Source organism: Pseudomonadota bacterium (assembly GCA_018242545.1).
GTDB lineage: Bacteria > Pseudomonadota > Alphaproteobacteria > 16-39-46 > 16-39-46 > 16-39-46.
Window position 1 is genome coordinate 1 of record JAFEBT010000043.1, and the last position, 16,225, is coordinate 16,225.

At 36.6% G+C, this 16,225-nt stretch carries 16 protein-coding genes, 1 tRNA gene and 1 pseudogene; 10 read left to right on the forward strand and 8 right to left on the reverse strand.

Annotated features, from left to right (window positions below; all coding sequences use genetic code 11):
- Positions 1 to 136 precede the first annotated feature (136 nt).
- The 6 genes from JSS34_06150 to JSS34_06175 are packed head-to-tail and all read right to left on the reverse strand — an operon-like array spanning position 137 to position 3,961.
- Positions 137 to 670, reverse strand: a complete 534-nt coding sequence (locus tag JSS34_06150; protein ID MBS0185906.1) for a demethoxyubiquinone hydroxylase family protein — start codon at positions 668 to 670, stop codon at positions 137 to 139.
- 44 nt (positions 671 to 714) lie between these two features.
- Positions 715 to 1,218, reverse strand: coding sequence for a disulfide bond formation protein B (locus JSS34_06155; protein ID MBS0185907.1), 504 nt, complete (start codon positions 1,216 to 1,218; stop codon positions 715 to 717).
- 30 nt (positions 1,219 to 1,248) lie between these two features.
- The gene (locus tag JSS34_06160; protein ID MBS0185908.1) at positions 1,249 to 1,830 is read right to left on the reverse strand and encodes a DedA family protein; all 582 of its coding nucleotides are present in this window, start codon (positions 1,828 to 1,830) and stop codon (positions 1,249 to 1,251) included.
- A gap of 9 nt (positions 1,831 to 1,839) precedes the next feature.
- Positions 1,840 to 2,427: a 16S rRNA (guanine(966)-N(2))-methyltransferase RsmD gene (gene rsmD / locus JSS34_06165; GenBank protein ID MBS0185909.1), complete on the reverse strand. Its 588-nt coding sequence runs from the start codon at positions 2,425 to 2,427 to the stop codon at positions 1,840 to 1,842.
- Positions 2,420 to 3,190: an rRNA pseudouridine synthase gene (locus JSS34_06170; GenBank protein ID MBS0185910.1), complete on the reverse strand. Its 771-nt coding sequence runs from the start codon at positions 3,188 to 3,190 to the stop codon at positions 2,420 to 2,422. Before JSS34_06170 ends, rsmD begins: the two co-directional genes overlap by 8 nt.
- A complete protein-coding gene (locus tag JSS34_06175; protein ID MBS0185911.1) occupies positions 3,191 to 3,961 on the reverse strand; it encodes a gamma-glutamyl-gamma-aminobutyrate hydrolase family protein in 771 nt (256 codons plus the stop codon).
- Between the two features lie 91 nt (positions 3,962 to 4,052).
- On the opposite strand from JSS34_06175, the gene JSS34_06180 reads away from it, so the two are divergent.
- The 5 genes from JSS34_06180 to JSS34_06200 all read left to right on the forward strand — a co-directional run bounded on the left by JSS34_06180 (position 4,053) and on the right by JSS34_06200 (position 6,607).
- The gene (locus tag JSS34_06180) at positions 4,053 to 4,523 is read left to right on the forward strand and encodes a nucleoside deaminase (protein MBS0185912.1); all 471 of its coding nucleotides are present in this window, start codon (positions 4,053 to 4,055) and stop codon (positions 4,521 to 4,523) included.
- Between the two features lie 90 nt (positions 4,524 to 4,613).
- Positions 4,614 to 5,387 carry a phosphoribosylaminoimidazolesuccinocarboxamide synthase gene (locus tag JSS34_06185; GenBank protein ID MBS0185913.1) on the forward strand — a complete coding sequence of 258 codons (774 nt, stop codon included), beginning with the start codon at positions 4,614 to 4,616 and terminating at the stop codon, positions 5,385 to 5,387.
- A gap of 24 nt (positions 5,388 to 5,411) precedes the next feature.
- Complete coding sequence (locus JSS34_06190; GenBank protein ID MBS0185914.1) at positions 5,412 to 5,642, forward strand: BolA family transcriptional regulator; 231 nt, start codon at positions 5,412 to 5,414, stop codon at positions 5,640 to 5,642.
- Between the two features lie 11 nt (positions 5,643 to 5,653).
- Positions 5,654 to 5,971 carry a Grx4 family monothiol glutaredoxin gene (grxD, locus tag JSS34_06195; GenBank protein MBS0185915.1) on the forward strand — a complete coding sequence of 106 codons (318 nt, stop codon included), beginning with the start codon at positions 5,654 to 5,656 and terminating at the stop codon, positions 5,969 to 5,971.
- A 117-nt stretch (positions 5,972 to 6,088) separates the two neighbouring features.
- Positions 6,089 to 6,607, forward strand: a complete 519-nt coding sequence (locus JSS34_06200; protein MBS0185916.1) for a DNA-3-methyladenine glycosylase — start codon at positions 6,089 to 6,091, stop codon at positions 6,605 to 6,607.
- 6 nt (positions 6,608 to 6,613) lie between these two features.
- On the opposite strand, the gene JSS34_06205 is transcribed toward JSS34_06200, so the two are convergent.
- Entirely contained in the window at positions 6,614 to 8,245 is a 1,632-nt protein-coding gene (locus JSS34_06205; protein ID MBS0185917.1) for a hypothetical protein, read from the reverse strand.
- Positions 8,246 to 8,557: 312 nt separating this feature from the next.
- On the opposite strand from JSS34_06205, the gene JSS34_06210 reads away from it, so the two are divergent.
- From JSS34_06210 to JSS34_06230, 5 genes are all read left to right on the forward strand, one after another.
- Entirely contained in the window at positions 8,558 to 9,871 is a 1,314-nt protein-coding gene (locus tag JSS34_06210; GenBank protein MBS0185918.1) for a proline--tRNA ligase, read from the forward strand.
- Entirely contained in the window at positions 9,868 to 11,151 is a 1,284-nt protein-coding gene (locus JSS34_06215; protein ID MBS0185919.1) for a lipoprotein-releasing ABC transporter permease subunit, read from the forward strand. The genes JSS34_06210 and JSS34_06215 overlap by 4 nt, the downstream gene beginning before the upstream one ends.
- Positions 11,144 to 11,836: an ABC transporter ATP-binding protein gene (locus JSS34_06220; GenBank protein ID MBS0185920.1), complete on the forward strand. Its 693-nt coding sequence runs from the start codon at positions 11,144 to 11,146 to the stop codon at positions 11,834 to 11,836. Before JSS34_06215 ends, JSS34_06220 begins: the two co-directional genes overlap by 8 nt.
- Positions 11,837 to 11,894: 58 nt before the next feature.
- The gene (dnaE, locus tag JSS34_06225; protein ID MBS0185921.1) at positions 11,895 to 15,386 is read left to right on the forward strand and encodes a DNA polymerase III subunit alpha; all 3,492 of its coding nucleotides are present in this window, start codon (positions 11,895 to 11,897) and stop codon (positions 15,384 to 15,386) included.
- Positions 15,387 to 15,714: 328 nt separating this feature from the next.
- Positions 15,715 to 15,791 (forward strand) — tRNA-Arg (locus JSS34_06230).
- 25 nt (positions 15,792 to 15,816) lie between these two features.
- Here the strand turns inward: JSS34_06230 and JSS34_06235 are convergent.
- A pseudogene (locus tag JSS34_06235) lies at positions 15,817 to 16,146 on the reverse strand (PD-(D/E)XK nuclease domain-containing protein).
- Positions 16,147 to 16,225 lie beyond the last annotated feature (79 nt).

A 16,225-nucleotide genomic window follows, 5' to 3' on the forward strand; every position in this document is an offset into this window, starting at 1 on the left:
GTAGTTTCTCCTCTGTCTTTCAAACGAGAAACTACCACTTTCCATTTTATTTCAACAGCTTAAAAATTTTTGTCCACACAACCTAAGAACAGTAAAAAAGCTTTTCTTTATTTTAAAACTTATGTCTAAAAAATTATTAAAAGCGCTTTGAAAGAGAAATGGCGAGTTTTATTCCTGTTTTTAAAATAGATTTAAAAACAGGATATGCCATCATTTCTTCTGCTTGGTGCTCAATTCCCAAATCGCGATGTGCAATCTCATCTTTATGGCATTTTTCAATAAGAGTTTGAAGTTCAATTTCATAATCTTCTCGGATTGAACGAAGTGTCTTAAGCTGATGTTGATAATGTTCATCTATGACCTCTTCGACAGCAACGGTACAAGCCATCATTGCTTTTTTTCCCAAAAGTGACGAAGCAACGCCAAGCCCAAATCCTGCAATGTGCCAAAATGGGGTAAGAGCTGTGGGAGGAATGTTATATTTTTCTGCAAGTTGATTAAAAAGGTGTAAATGATTTTCTTCTTCGATAAGCATCTCTTGAATAAGGCTCTTATCTTCTGAGCTTAATGGAAGAGAAAGCTGACCTTCATATATGCGTTTTGCACCATATTCACCGGCTTGATTGACGCGAATCATGGACTTAATAAGAGGGGTTAGCGGAGATGTCATAGCGGCCATTTTTAAAGATACTTATAAAATAAAACAAAAAACTTTCATTCTGGCTTCCTTTTTTGATAATGCCAAAAAATAAAGCCTAAAAAGGTTGTTATCAGGAAGGAAAAGATAAAGTTATACTCGGTTAAAGAGAGACCTATGAGTCTAAAATAAACTTGATCACATCGAACAACTGGTGTTGCAAGAAGAAGGGTTTCAAGTTCTTTAACGCTTTCAGCTGTCAGAGCTTGGGCATTTCCCCCGCAGGCACCGAAAGAAGGAAAAACACCATGTTCAATGCCGGCATGATAAAAAGAGAGGGTTGCTCCACTTAAAAAAGTAAGAAAAAGAACTACGATAAGAGTTTTGGGAAAAGCTTTGGGACGCCTCCATCCCAAAAAGCCAATTATGAGCGAAAGTATATAAGGGATACGTTCATAGGTACAAAGAATACAAGGAGGAAAATTAAAAACATATTGAAGGATATAGGCTGTTAAAAGCCCAAAGCTTCCCACAAGAAATGCCGTTAAAAAAATAAATTTAAGGCGATCAAAGAAAATCATGGGATGGTCCTTCATATATTTTTTTATAGTTTATGTGATAAACTTCAACACTGCAAATCCAATTATAAGAGCGCTTATCCCTATAATCGTAAAGAGCATAAGATTTCCTTCTAAATGTTTACGAACTTTTGTACCGTATTTCCAAAGGAGAAAGGCTTCAATATAAAATCTAAGCCCCCGCGAAAGCACACTTGCACCTAAAAATGTCATAACGTCAAGTCTTGTAACACCACTTGTCAATGTAACAACTTTAAAAGGAATAGGCGTCAATCCTTTTAATAAAATAATCCAGAAGCCCCAGGCATTAAAAAGCTCTTTAAGTTTTAAAAATGCCTGATCGAGCCCATAGGTTGTAATAATCCACTCGCCAACTGTTTCAAATAGAAAATATCCAATCATGTATCCTAAGGCCCCACCAAGGACAGATGTCAGCGTTGTCAAAAAAGCCAAGCGCCATGCCTTTTGAGGGGAAGAGAGAATCATAGGAATCATAAGAGGGTCGGGAGGAAAGGGAGAAATTGAACTCTCAAGGAAAGAGACGATTCCAAGCACCCAATTCGCATAAGGTTTTTGAGATTCTTTTAGAATCCAATTATATGTTTTTTGAAGCATTTTTAGATCCTAAAGTTTTTGTTTCCCAAATAAGAATTTTGCGCGTCCATATCTACGTTCTTCTAAAATTATAAAATTATCTCGAATCATAGAAATCTCTTCTGTTGTTTCAATCTCAGCAATAAAAAGTGTTTGAGCGGAAAAATACTTTTTCTCAGCACACATCATTAAAGTTTTCAGAACATACCCTTTTTGATAAGGAGGGTCTATAAAAATAAGGTCAAACTTAAAATTTTTAAAAGAAGAAGGCAAATCAAAGGGGTTGAGCGCATCTTGTGTTAAGATAATGCTATTTTCAATAAAATTTAAAGATTTTCGATTGGCGTTAAGAACAGAAAGCGCTTTAGGATTATTTTCAACAAATATACAAAAAGAAGCGCCGCGCGATAAGCTTTCGAATCCAAAAGCGCCTGATCCAGAAAAAAGATCAAGAATAACAGCGCCTTTTAAAATGGAAGTCCCATCTTTCAGACAAAATCGGTGTTCTAAAATATTAAAAATAGCTTCGCGTCCACGATCAGATGTTGGGCGTGTGATTGTTGAGGGAGGAAAATCTAAAAGACGTCCTCGAAAATTTCCTCCAATAATTCTAAGCATCTAAGAGTTCCTTTGGAAAATGTTCTTCCAAATTCTCAAAATAAATTTCTTTGCACGCACCTGGTTTAAGATTTTCAAGTACAAAAGGCCCATAAGAAAGCCTAATTAATCGATTTACTTGAAGATTAAAATGTTCAAAAAGTTTACGAACCTCTCTGTTTTTGCCTGTTACCAGAGAGATTTCAACCCAATTATTTTGAGAAACTTTTTCTTTTTTGAGAGGTTTTTCCAACTGAATATTATGGGGTTTGTAGAGGATACCGTTTTCTAAAACGCCTTTTTTGATCGATTTTAAAATCGTGTCATCCAGGGGTCCAAAAACGCGTACACGATAGGTTCTAATCCATTTCGTCTTTGGAAGTTCCATATAATGCGCAAGTGCGCCGGAGGTCGTTAAAATCAAAAGCCCTTCCGAATTAAGATCGAGCCGCCCAACAGAAATAACACGAGGCATTTTGGGAAACTTTTCTTTAAGAAAGGAAAAAACAGTAGGTCTTCCCTGAGGGTCCTTGTGAGATGTCAAAAGGCCTTTTGGTTTATAAAAGCACCACAAACGAGGTTTTTTGCGCACGAAGAGCTCTTTTCCTTCTATACGGATTTTATCTTCCGGAGAAACAAGAAAAGCTGGCGTAAGGAGTTTTGTATTATTCACAAAAACCTTTCCTTCTAAAATGAGTGTTTCTGCAGCACGTCTTGAACAATATCCGCGATCAGCAATTGCTTTTGCTATACGTATCTTTAAGGGAGTTTTAGGAAGAGTCATTTAAATTGAAGATCCTTTGTGGATGTAAGCAGCATTTATAAAAGCTGAAAAAATACGAGAAGAGAAAGCATCCAGCAAAAATTCTGGATGCCATTGGAGCCCCATAACAAAAGAATGTTCTTCAGATTCAATTGCTTCAATAAGGTTATCAGAACTAAAAGCAGAGGCTCTAAGACCTTTTCCAAGATCTTTTATTCCTTGATGATGCGCAGAATTAACCTCAAAAGAAGAAGGGGAGGCTCCTAAAATTTGAAATAAGGATGTATCTTGAACAATTGTAACAGAATGTGCATAACTATGAAGCGGTGTGCATTTAGAATAATGGGCAGGTAAAAAAGCGCCTTTTTCAGAAGGAATATCTTGGAAAAGGGTCCCTCCGAAAACTACATTTAAAAGTTGATGTCCTCCACAAATGCCAAGAATAGGCATATTTTTTTCAAGTGCCTTATTTATGAGAAGGAACTCAAATTGCGTGCGCTTAGAATTTAAAGTTAGGGATGGATGATATGTTTTTTCTCCATAGAAATGCGGATCAATATCGACTCTTCCTCCGGTAATGACAAGTCCATCTAAATTTGAAAGGTAGTTATCAATAAGATTTTTTTCATGGGGAAGTAGGATTGGGATCCCACCGGCCTTCGAAATGGCAGTTGGGTATTTTTCACGAACAGCATACCATTCATATTGAGAGTATCCTTCATGACTTCCGTCAGCATTTGGAATACTTGAGTCTAATGTAATTCCAATAAGAGGAGGAATATTTTTTTTCATCGCGTTTTTTTCATAGAGATTATGAATGAGGATAAGGTATAAAGGGGTTATTATATCCTTTCGACCTTAGCATTAAATTATAGATCTTTAAATGAAAATAAATCAACCGAGAGACTATATGCAAGAAGCCCTAAAGCTGGCCGCAAATGCTGCCGTAAATGGAGAAGTGCCTGTTGGCGCCCTTGTTGTAGAAGCTCACACGGGGAAAATCATTGCAAAAACTTCTAATGAAATGAAGGCACGCAGAGATCCTACAGGTCATGCAGAAATGATTGCAATTCAAAAAGCTTGTGAGTTTCTTGGCCATGAACGATTTTGGGATAAAATGGATCTTTATGTGACTCTTGAGCCTTGCCCCATGTGTGCACAAGCGCTCTCTTTTGTAAGATTGAGACGTCTTTATTTTGGAGCCTATGATCCTAAAGGAGGTGGCGTTGAACATGGACCACGTATTTTTGAAAGCACAAGTTGCCATTATAGACCCGAAGTTTATGGTGGAATCGAAGAGACGGCATGTGTGCAAATTTTAAAGGATTTTTTTGAACGTTTACGCGCCATCTAAATCTATAAGACATCATTATGATTGTTTTGGCTCTCTGAACTTGCTATAGATAAAAAGACACTGAGATATATTTTTTAAGGAACTTATAAAATGACTCAACGGACACTTCGTCGCATCCCTCTTTACGAGAGTGAAGAGAAATTTATTTTTGAAGGCCCTGAGCCTGGAACATTTATTCAACATTTTAAAGATGAAATGACCGCTGTTGACCGTAAAGGTATTATCCAAGGAAAAGGTGTTCTCAATAACCGAATTTCTGAACTTCTCATGACCCAACTGGAAGAACTTGGAATTTCAACACATTTTGTTCGTTGTCTTAATATGCGCGAACAAGTCGTTAAGGCCCTTGATCTTATTCCTCTTAAAATTGTTGTTCGAAATGTTTCAGCAGGCTCCTTTGTAAAACGTTTTGGACTTGATGAAGGGATTCGCTTGCCCCGTACCATTGTTGAGTTTTATCATAAAGATGAAAATCAAGACAAAGTTCTTGTGAGCGAGGAGCATATAACGGCTTTTGGATGGGCTACTCCTTCTGAAATCGAAGAAATGATGACAATTGCTTATCGTGTAAATGATTTTTTAACAGGGCTTTTTTTTGGAATAGGTATTCGTCTTGTTGATTTTAGATTAGAGTTTGGCAGACTTTATGGGGAATTTGGTGAAGATATAAGGCTCGTTATATCCGATGAAATTACACCTGATAGTTGCCGGCTATGGGATTTAAATTCAAATCAACCCATGGATAAAGATCGCTTTAAATTAAATCTTGGAAATGAAAGTGCTGGATATCAAGAAGTTGCCCGTAGGCTTGGTGTATGGGGTCATGATATAGAGAAGAATATTTTATTAGAGACGCCTTATTAAAATTAAAAGAGACATCAAAATATCATGCCCATTCAGCATTCAGAAATTGACAGGCTTTTACGTCAGGCTTTTCCAACTGCAACTATTTATTTACAAGATACCCATGGAGATCAAGATCATTATTCGGTCCATGTTATTTCCAAAGAGTTTCTTGGTAAATCCCGTGTGGAACAACATAAAATGGTTTATGAGGCCTTGCAAGGATGCATGAAGCAAGAACTCCATGCATTAAGCATTAAAACATCACATTCTTAAAAGAGGATATAATGACTATTAAAGAACAAATCCAAAAAGATATACGGGAAAATTTTGTTATTCTTTATATGAAAGGAACAGCTGATGCTCCTATGTGTGGCTTTTCCGCCGTTGTTGTTCAAATTCTTAATACGCTCAATGTACCTTTTAAAGCTATAAACGTCCTTGAAAATCCCGAAATCCGTGAGGGTATTAAAGAATACACAAATTGGCCAACGATTCCTCAACTTTATATAAAAGAAGAATTTATTGGTGGATGTGATATTGTTCGTGAAATGTATCAATCAGGTGAACTTCAAGTTCTATTAGAAGAAAAAGGGCTTCTTTAATTTACTATGTTAACCTGCTGTTTTTAAATAAAATATTGTTTTTAATCTCCTCTAAGCCTAAAATGAAAGAAGGCGAAATGGTGTAGATTTAACATGTTTCTATAAGGGAGTTTTAGAATGTCTTTAAAACGCCTTCAAAGAGACTTTTTTGAGAAACATACAGTTGAAGTTGCTCAAAATCTTCTTGGAAAAACAATGGTTTTTCAAAATTTTAAAGGAATTATCCTTGAAACTGAGGCTTATCGAGGAGATGATGACCCTGCCTCCCATGCTCATCGGGGGCCGACGCCCCGAACGCAAGTTATGTTCGGAAACGGGGGGATTTCTTACGTTTATTTCATTTATGGGATGTATCACTGCTTAAATTTTGTTTCAGAAAAAGAAGGAACTCCAGGAGCTGTTTTGATTCGTGGACTCAAATTAATTGAACCAGAAGCACAGCTTTTGGATGGTCCTGGTAAGATATGCCGTCATCTTTCCTTAACAAAAAAACATCATAATATCGATCTCGTGCATTCAGAGTCTTTTTATCTTTTAGATTCCTCAGAAAATAAAAAACCTTCCTTTAAATCCACACCTCGTATTGGAATACAAAAAGGAAAAGAAAAGATTTGGCGATTCCTTATGTCTTCTTAATAAAATTTACCTCTGAAAAGGAGTATCAAGTTTTATAACAAGTGTTTGAGCTATCGCTTCAGTTAGAAGGAAAGAACGACCAAATAAACCACGGGCACATTTGCCATTCTGATCAAGAATAAGCCCATATGCTTGTGCAACAAGCGTCTTTACAACTTCGTCATTTGGGAAAGCGGTATGTATTTGACAAAGGTAAGTGAGAGCTTTCAAAAAGAGGTCATGGGGGACCGCTTGAAATTCTTCAGATATAAAGTTATGCCTTTTAAGTGTAGCAAGTCCTCCTTTAAAATCTTCTCCTAATTCGAAACCTTTAAAAAGATTCATTACGCGTAGGTCAGAGTCTGCAAGCGCAAAAGGTAAGGTTGGCCTTTCGAGGTGGTGAATTTCAAAAAGATGATCCAAAGGAGAGGATGAGAGACCTCTAAGGATAGGAAGAACAACGGCAGAGTTGATTTTTGCTTCTAGCGGAAACTGATTTCCTGTATTCACGTCAGACGCAAAGCGTCTTAGAAATTGCTTGTAGCCTAAATCTTCTGAGGATGTTATTTCTCCAAGCATTACACGTGCCCAAGGAATACTAAATTTATTACAGAGCAAATTGATATGTTCGTCCCTGTCTGGTCGTCCTTCTGTGAGTCTTAATTTATATCTTTTATGAGTTAATCCCAAATCATAAAATTTTCCAGGACTGCTCTCTAAAAATTGCACACGTGTTTGAGAAGGTGAGACCATTACAGGTGTTGCAGAGACAGGCGCATGCTTAGAAGCACCTAAATCGGCTTTAGGAGAAAGAACAGGCCTTGTTTGCCCAGTCGCGACATGAGAAGTAGAGTGCTGTGAAGCAGCGGCTGAAGAAGTGACGAGTAAATGAGGGCTTGGTATTGTTGGAGGAAGGACTCTTGTAGGCAAAGCTTGAGCTGTTACAGAAGGAAGCACGTCCTTTAATTCTAATCCTATGACGTTCAGGGGTGAAGCTGCAGCAAAAGCTGGTCTTTCTGCTCTTGCTATAGACCCTTGTGCTCTTGAGGAGGTGCCATAATCAAGGAAAAAATAAGGGCGATATCGATCAGAAAGCTGACCCGGAGCAATGCGATTGAGTGCTTCTAATTGAGGTTCAAGAACATAATTTCCTCCTTCTTGCGCTTTTTTAAACCACCGGTTAAACCACGTTTCTAGATTGGCTCGAGAAAATTGACCTGGGGGTAAAAGATCTGCATGAAAAGATGCAAAAATCTCTTGAATAGGATTATAAAGCCTTGTGATAGAGTCTCTAATATGTGTTTTGTATTCATTTCCAATCTCTGGATTGTCGCATAATGACAAATCTTCTTTTCTTAAAATGGAGTCATATGTCTCAACAAAGGTTCTATGCGCCTTTAAAAACATGTCGTTAAAATATTCTCCCCGCGACGCAAGAAATTTTTCTTCTGTTTTAAAATGAATTCCATAGGCGCCTGTATTTCTCAGATCTTCAAAAGATGTGGTTAATGATTTTACTCTCCTAAAAATGGCTCCAGGAAGATCACGCTCCGCAGGCGTCATTTCTTCCCAAGTAACAGCTTGTAGACCAATAGAGAAAGAAATTGCTAAAAGAAATCCAATCAAAAGACGTGTTAAAATAGACCTTAATAAAATCATTTTATTTCCAAAGAGTTAAATTGTTGAAACTTTTTAATAAAAACAAATTTAAATATAATATAAAAATGTATAATATTATTTTCAAGTTTTTTTGGAAAATTTTAATTTTCCTGAATTTCATCGTATAAATAAAATGTATAAATAAAGGCATAGAGGGGAAACGCAGATATTTTTTGAAACTTTGAATGAAATTTAGAATTTTTTCAAAATAGTTTTCAAATATGTTCTTAAAAACTTTCCTTTTCTTAAAAATTCATCCATTATGGAAAAACTTAAATATTTCAAAATTTCAGAGTTAAATTGAGGATTAATATGCGTTGGAGTACCTATTTTTTACCGACTCTTAAAGAACTTCCCGTAGAAGCTCAAATTCCATCTCATCGATTAATGTTACGAGCTGGGATGATTTGTCTTTCAAGTTCCGGAATATATACATGGCTTCCCCTAGGATTACGTGTTCTGAAGAATATTGAAACCATCGTAAGAGAAGAACAAGATAGGGCTGGCGCACAAGAAGTTTTAATGCCGACAATACAAAGTGCCGAACTGTGGCGTGAAAGTGGACGGTATGATGATTATGGAAAAGAAATGCTTCGAATTAAAGACCGACATGAACGGGAAATGCTCTATGGACCTACGAATGAAGAGCTCATTACCGATGTTTTTCGAAAATTTGTAAAAACATATCGGGATCTTCCAAAAAATCTTTATCAAATTCAATGGAAGTTTCGAGATGAAATCCGGCCTCGTTTTGGAATAATGAGAGGACGAGAATTTTTAATGAAGGACAATTATTCTTTTGATCTTAATAAAGAAGGAGCCTATACGTCCTATCGCAAAATGTTTGAAGCTTATCTACGAACTTTTGCACGACTTGGTGTAGTTGCGATCCCAGTTAAAGCTGATTCAGGAGCAATTGGGGGTGATATGAGTCAAGAGTTCCATATTCTTGCTGAAACAGGCGAGAGCAAAATTTTTTATGATAAAGAATTTGAAAATCTCAGACATAAAGATTTATCTTCTTTAGATATTGAAAAACTTCAGCATCTTTATGCCGCTGCAGAAGAAAAACATGATCCTAAAACATGTCCTGTTTCTCCTCAAAATTTAAAAGAGGCCCGCGGAATTGAAGTAGGGCATATTTTTTATTTTGGAACAAAATATTCAGAACCTATGAATGCATGTGTAGCAGGAGAAGACGGTCAGCTTATTCCTGTCGAAATGGGCTCTTATGGTATTGGTGTTTCCCGCCTTGTGGCAGCAATTATCGAGGCGAGTCATGATGAAGATGGAATTATTTGGCCTGAAAGTGTTGCTCCTTTTCAAATTGGTCTTATTAATTTAAATATGGGAGAAGCAGATACGCATAAAGTCTGCGAAGATCTCTACCAAAAATTTCAAAAAGAAAACATTGAGGTTTTATATGATGATCGGGATTTGAGAGCAGGGCCTAAATTTGCAGACATGGACCTTATCGGTATTCCTTGGCAAATCATTGTTGGAGGGCGCAGCTTAAGCATGAATAAAATAGAGATAAAATGCCGAAAAACTGGGGGACGAGAAACCCTTTCAGTACCAGAAGTTATTGAAAAATTTACTAAAAATAGAGATCGAAAATCCTCATGATTTTTTCTACTTTTGAACGTAAATTAGCAAGCCGTTATTTAAGCCTTTCTCGGAAAGGACAAAAACGAGAAACTTTTATCACAGTGATTGGGAGCCTTGCTTTTTTAGGAATAATGTTAGGTGTTGCAACGCTTATAATTGTGATGTCTGTTATGAATGGATTTCGTTCAGAGCTTATTGGAAAAATACTTGGATTTAATGGAGATATTGGGATATATGCCTTTTCAGGACCTTTAGTTAACTCTAAGAGTTTAGAAGATCAATTGATGAAAATTAAAGGGATAGCACATGTTAATCCAGTTATTGAGGGACAGGCTATGGTGGTTAAGGAAAAAGCAGCCACAGGGGTTCTTGTTAGAGGGATAAACGCTCAAGATCTTATGGTCCGTCCTTTAATTGCAGATAATATGCGTTCTGGAGATCTTCAATCTTTAAAAGGCAAAGATACCATTTTGATTGGATCAGCTCTTTCGCGTAAAATGGGTGTTGATGAAGGAGACATACTTCGTCTTATGGCTCCAGAAGTGAATGTGACGGCTTTTGGGAGTGTTCCACGCTATAAAGATTATCGTATAATTGGTGTCTTTGAGTCTGGAAATAATATGTATGACGCTGGCGTTGTTTTTATTTCTCTTGAAGCGGCGCAAACTTTTTACCGATATCCTCAAAATGTTGAGAAAAATAGTCCTGCGGCTGTTTCCAATCTTGAAGTTTTTTTAAAGAATAGAGAGGATCTTGATACCATTCTTCCCAATTTAATTGCTGCAACAAACGGAAGTGTCCGGATTGTTGATTGGAGGCACTCTAATAAACCTTTTTTTGAAGCCATTATGACGGAGCGAAACGTTATGTTTATTATTTTAACTCTTATTATCTTGATTGCCGCATTTAATATTATTTCAAGTATGATTATTCTCGTAAAAGATAAAACCAAAGATATTGGTATCTTAAGAACAATGGGAGCCACGCGCGCATCAATTTTAAAAATCTTTTTTTTAACAGGCGCGAGTATTGGTTTTTTTGGAACCTGTGCAGGTGTCTTTTTAGGTCTTATTTTTTGCTTTAATATCGAGCATATTCGACATTTTATGGAGTCTTTAACGGGGCAACATCTTTTTAATGCTGAGATTTACTTTTTGTCTAAGTTGCCTGCAATTGTTCAAGTCGATGAAGTTTTAGTAACGGTTTTAACATCGCTTTCGATAACCTTTATCTTTACAATAATTCCAGCTTGGCGTGCGGCACGTTTGGATCCTGTTGAGGCTTTAAGATATGAATAAGACCTCTCTTCTCGTTTTGTCTTTGAAAAATGTTCAAAAATCTTACTTTGAAGGAGAAGAAAGACGTCTTGATATTTTAAAAGGAATTTCATTGGATCTTCGTGTCGGAGAAATTGTTGGACTCATTGGTCCTTCTGGTTCTGGAAAATCAACTCTTTTGCATATCGCTGGCCTTTTAGATAAGCCGAATCAGGGAGAAGTCGAAATTTTAGGAGAATCCTGCGAACATTTGAAAGATTTTGATCGTACACTTATCCGTCGCAAAAAAATTGGCTTTGTTTATCAATTTCATCATCTTCTTCCTGAATTTACAGCTCTTGAAAATGTTTTAATGCCCAAACTTATCCAAGGTGAAAATTTTGAAAGCGCGCAAGAAAAAGCGAAACAATTTCTTGAAACACTTGGTCTTTCTCATAGGCTTTATCATACGCCTTCTCAACTTTCGGGAGGAGAGCAACAACGTGTTGCCATCGCTCGTGCTTTAATTCATGAGCCACGACTTTTATGTGCCGATGAACCAACGGGTAATTTAGATCCAAAAACATCAGATCAAGTTTTTCAAGAACTCTTTTCTTTTGCAAAAGCATCTTCTCTTACATGCTTGATTGCGACGCATAATTTGGATCTTGCGCGTCAAATGGACCGTGTTGTAAAGCTTGAAGATGGTGTCTTAATAAATGATTAAACATACCATGTGCGTTATTTAGACGTAACCTGATTATTTCTTTGATTGAAAATAAAAAATGAATCTTACAGAAAATACTTTTGAAGGCTTTTCCCTTGAAGAGGTTCCTTTTGTTCATTTAAGAGTTCACACGGCATACTCTCTTCTGGAAGGCGCTCTTAAAATCAAAGATATTCCTATGCTCTTAAAAACGCATAAAATGCCTGCAATCGCAATGACAGATACAGGAAATCTTTTTGGTGCTCTTGAATTTTCACTGTCTCTTGCTGAACAAGGAATTCAACCTATTATAGGGTGTCAGCTTAAGCTTAAATCCTACAAAGATGAAAAAAGCTCTTTTATAAAAACCACGTCTCCACAAAAACCTTCTTTTGACGACATTATTGTTCTTTTAGTTGCAACAGAACAAGGTTATAAAAACTTGCTAAAGCTTGTGAGTCTTTCTTTTCTTGAAAAAAACCCTGAAGATCCTCCTCATATTTCTTTTGAAGATCTTTCCCAAGAAAATATAACAGAAGGTCTTATTGCCCTTACAGGAGGGCCACAGGGAGGAATTGGACAGCTCCTTCTTAAAAATCAAGACGAAAAAGCTTTAGATTATTTAAAAAAACTTCAAAATTTATTTAAAGATCGGCTTTATATTGAAATTATGCGTCATAATTTAGATGATGAAAAGAAAACAGAGCAAAAATTTATAGATCTTGCTTATTCTCATAAGATTCCACTTGTGGCAACCAATGATGTTTATTTTCAAGATCGTTCGCTCTATAAATCCCACGATGTGCTCCTTTGTGTTTCAGAAGGAACATATGTTTATCAGGAAAATCGTCGGCGTGTCACAGCAGAGCACTCCTTGAAATCATCTCAAGAAATGGCTTTGCTTTTTAAAGACCTTCCTGAGGCTTATCTAAATGCATCCGTTATTGCTAAAAGATGTTGTTATAAGCCAGAAGAACACGTTCCGATTCTTCCTCCTTTTTCAACAAATGGTGATTATGATGAACCTGAGCTTTTAAAAAAAATGGCCCATGAAGGACTCTTGGTGAGACTTCAAGCTCTTAATATTGAAAATAAGGTTCCTTATGAAGAAAGACTTGTCTATGAGTTGAATGTTATTATTCAAATGGGATATGCAGGTTACTTTCTAATTGTAGCTGATTTTATTCAATGGGCAAAGTCGCATGGAATTCCTGTTGGTCCTGGTCGTGGATCTGGCGCAGGGTCGGTTGTTGCGTGGGCTTTAACAATTACCGATGTTGATCCGATCGCACTGAATCTTATTTTTGAGCGATTTTTAAATCCTGAACGGGTTTCAATGCCAGACTTTGATATCGATTTTTGTCAAGATCGACGGGAAGAAGTTATTGAATATGTTCAAAAAAAATACGGAAAAGAGCGTGTTGCTCAAATTATTACCTTTGGAACGCTTTCTTCCCGGGCTGTTATTCGCGATGTTGGACGTGTTTTAGGAATACCTTACCCTCAAGTTGACAAGATTTCCAAACTCATCCCAAATAATCCGGCAAATCCTATTTCTTTAGAAGATGCAGTTTTACATGAACCTGAGCTGCAATCTCTTCAAAAAAATGATCCTATGATTCGAGATCTTATAGAAATTGCACAAGATCTTGAAGGACTTTACCGACATGCTTCAACCCATGCTGCAGGGCTCGTTATTGGGGATCGTCCTTTACAGGAACTTATACCCCTTTATCGTGATCCTCGGTCGGCTATGCCTGTGACACAATTTAGTATGAAATATGTTGAACGTGCTGGGCTTGTTAAATTTGATTTCTTAGGTCTTAAAACGCTTACCATTATTGAAGATGCTGCAAAACTCATTCGTTTAAAAGAAATTCCGTTTGAAATTTCCTCAATTCCTTTAGATGATCCCAAAACCTTTGCTCTTTTAAATCGCATCGAAACACATGGCGTTTTCCAACTTGAAAGTGCGGGTATGCGAGATGTTTTAGGTCAATTAAAACCCGATCGATTTGAAGAATTGGTGGCCCTTGTTGCATTATACCGTCCTGGACCAATGGATGATATTCCGCGTTATCTTGCCTGCAAACATGGGCATGAAAAAGTTGTTTATGGACATCCTCTTTTAGAAACAATTTTAAAAGAGACTTTTGGTGTAATGGTTTATCAAGAACAAGTGATGCAAATTGCTCAAGTTTTAGGAGGCTATAGTTTAGGATCTGCTGATTTGTTGAGACGCGCCATGGGTAAAAAAATAAAATCCGAAATGGATGCGCAACGGCAAATCTTCGTTACAGGAGCTCTTAAAAACGATGTTCCAGAATCAGTTGCCCATGAAATTTTTGATCAAATGGCCAAATTTGCAGGTTATGGCTTTAACAAGTCCCATTCAGCACCCTATGCTCTTTTGCTTTATCAAACCGCTTATTTAAAGGCAAACTACCCAATAGAATTTTTAACAGCGACGCTTTGTAATGACCGCGCGAATATTGATAAGCTTCAAGATAGTTGTCTTGAGGCAAAAAAAATGGGAATTGAAATTTTACCGCCTGATATTAATGAATCGGATGTTCTTTTTAGTATTCAAATGAATGATAAAAAAGAAGCAATAAGATATGGGCTTTCAGCTATAAAAAATGTAGGCGAGGGGAGTATGGAAAGCGTTGTTAAGGAACGCATGCAAAATGGGCCTTATTTAAGTATTTTTGATTTTGCCGCCCGTAACACAAATAAAGTTATGAACAAACGTCAGCTTGAAAAAATGATTTGTGCCGGTGTCTTTGATTCTCTTTATCCAAATCGTCATGAACTCTTTGAAAACGTAGACTTATTAATAAAAATATCGAATGAGAGTCATTCAAAAGACGAAAATTCCCATCCAAGTCTTTTTGGGATTGAAACGAATGCTCCTTTAAAAAATGAAGCTCTTCAACCTTTTGAAGAATGGTCTTTCTTTGATAAATTGCAAAAAGAATATGAAGCTGTTGGTTTTTATCTTTCCACACATCCGCTTGAAAACTATCTCGATTCTTTTAAAGGAATGGATATTTCTGTGGCATCAGACCTTAAAAATCTTAAAGACAGTGATTCGAAAATTTATAAATTTGCAGGTGTCATTACGGGGCTACAGAAAAAAATCTCAAAAAATGGGAATGCTTTTGCTTTTCTTCAGCTTTCAGATCCAACTGGGTTGCTCGAAGTCACAATTTTTTCTGAGCTCCTTGCGCGCGCAAAAGATCTGTTACAAGAAGGCAATCTTGTCTGTGTTACCTTGCTTGCACGAGGAGACGGAGAAGCTGTGCGCTTAACCGCTCAATCTATCCAACTCTTTGAAGAAATTTTAGCAACCCAAGAATCTGAAAAGATTATCAAAATAACGACGCTTGAAGATCTGCGCACATTAGAAAAAATCTTTAAACCTTTTGAAAATAAAGGAAAATCAACTCTTAAAGCGCTTCTTCCAGTTAATTTACCACCTTCCATGATTCAAAAGAACCACTCTTCCTCTGTTCTTATTTTTTTAGGAAATTCATTTGCTCTTCCGCCAGATTTTAAAGAGAATTTTTAGAAAAATAAATTGATCTTTACATATTCAAATGCATATGATGATAAAGGTTATTTTTATTATAATGCTCAAATTTCGACAGGAGGAGCTATAATAGATTTTACCCTTTCAGAAGATATAAAACTTAAGCAATGACATATAAAAGATACGACTATCAATAAAGAGGTTTCTAGGTCAAAAGAATAGGCATGTGTAACGGTCTCATTAAAAGCCTAACCTAAGAGGGAACTAACTTCCTCCAACCTTTTTTTCATAGGGGCTATATTATTCTCTTCTTAACTCATTATTATTGCTTGTGGTGTTCGTTTAGGATATACAGACTAAATACTCAGCACCCGTAGCTCAGCTGGATAGAGCGTTGGCCTCCGGAGCCAAAGGTCAGAGGTTCGAATCCCCTCGGGTGCGCCATTGCTTTATTTCAATTTCTTCAAAATTATTGAAAATATCCTTCAACGTCTTTTCCCGAGAACGCAAGACCAAGACGAATAATTTTTGTAACATGTTTATAAGATTTAATTTTAGAACTATAATCTTTTGCTTCTATCTGATTAAAAGCCGATTGTGCAGCAGCTTTTATATTTTCTTCTCCATTTGCAATTTTGTACTCTAAAATTATAGCAATTGGATAAGGAGCTGTTTCTTTCAGAATAATGAGAAGATCAGCATGACCTTTTCCAGTTTCTCGCTCTTTTTCAACAAAATAGTCTTCGTTTACACTACTTGCAAAAAGACCCCATACAAATCCATTATAGAGAAGCTCTGCTTGTTTTGGGTTTGAGTCAAAATAATACTATTTCCATAAATTAAAATAACAAGTATGATGTTCTGCAAATGGAAGCAAT

Bases quoted from the DNA above. Each gene is read 5' to 3' on its own strand.
- JSS34_06150 (MBS0185906.1), bottom strand. From the start codon at position 670: ATGACATCTCCGCTAACCCCTCTTATTAAGTCCATGATTCGCGTCAAT.
- JSS34_06220 (MBS0185920.1), top strand. From the start codon at position 11,144: ATGAATAAGACCTCTCTTCTCGTTTTGTCTTTGAAAAATGTTCAAAAA.
- JSS34_06175 (MBS0185911.1), bottom strand. From the start codon at position 3,961: ATGAAAAAAAATATTCCTCCTCTTATTGGAATTACATTAGACTCAAGT.
- JSS34_06215 (MBS0185919.1), top strand. From the start codon at position 9,868: ATGATTTTTTCTACTTTTGAACGTAAATTAGCAAGCCGTTATTTAAGC.
- rsmD (MBS0185909.1), bottom strand. From the start codon at position 2,427: ATGCTTAGAATTATTGGAGGAAATTTTCGAGGACGTCTTTTAGATTTT.
- JSS34_06155 (MBS0185907.1), bottom strand. From the start codon at position 1,218: ATGATTTTCTTTGATCGCCTTAAATTTATTTTTTTAACGGCATTTCTT.
- JSS34_06185 (MBS0185913.1), top strand. From the start codon at position 4,614: ATGACTCAACGGACACTTCGTCGCATCCCTCTTTACGAGAGTGAAGAG.
- JSS34_06190 (MBS0185914.1), top strand. From the start codon at position 5,412: ATGCCCATTCAGCATTCAGAAATTGACAGGCTTTTACGTCAGGCTTTT.
- JSS34_06205 (MBS0185917.1), bottom strand. From the start codon at position 8,245: ATGATTTTATTAAGGTCTATTTTAACACGTCTTTTGATTGGATTTCTT.
- JSS34_06160 (MBS0185908.1), bottom strand. From the start codon at position 1,830: ATGCTTCAAAAAACATATAATTGGATTCTAAAAGAATCTCAAAAACCT.
- JSS34_06200 (MBS0185916.1), top strand. From the start codon at position 6,089: ATGTCTTTAAAACGCCTTCAAAGAGACTTTTTTGAGAAACATACAGTT.
- dnaE (MBS0185921.1), top strand. From the start codon at position 11,895: ATGAATCTTACAGAAAATACTTTTGAAGGCTTTTCCCTTGAAGAGGTT.
- grxD (MBS0185915.1), top strand. From the start codon at position 5,654: ATGACTATTAAAGAACAAATCCAAAAAGATATACGGGAAAATTTTGTT.
- JSS34_06170 (MBS0185910.1), bottom strand. From the start codon at position 3,190: ATGACTCTTCCTAAAACTCCCTTAAAGATACGTATAGCAAAAGCAATT.
- JSS34_06210 (MBS0185918.1), top strand. From the start codon at position 8,558: ATGCGTTGGAGTACCTATTTTTTACCGACTCTTAAAGAACTTCCCGTA.
- JSS34_06180 (MBS0185912.1), top strand. From the start codon at position 4,053: ATGAAAATAAATCAACCGAGAGACTATATGCAAGAAGCCCTAAAGCTG.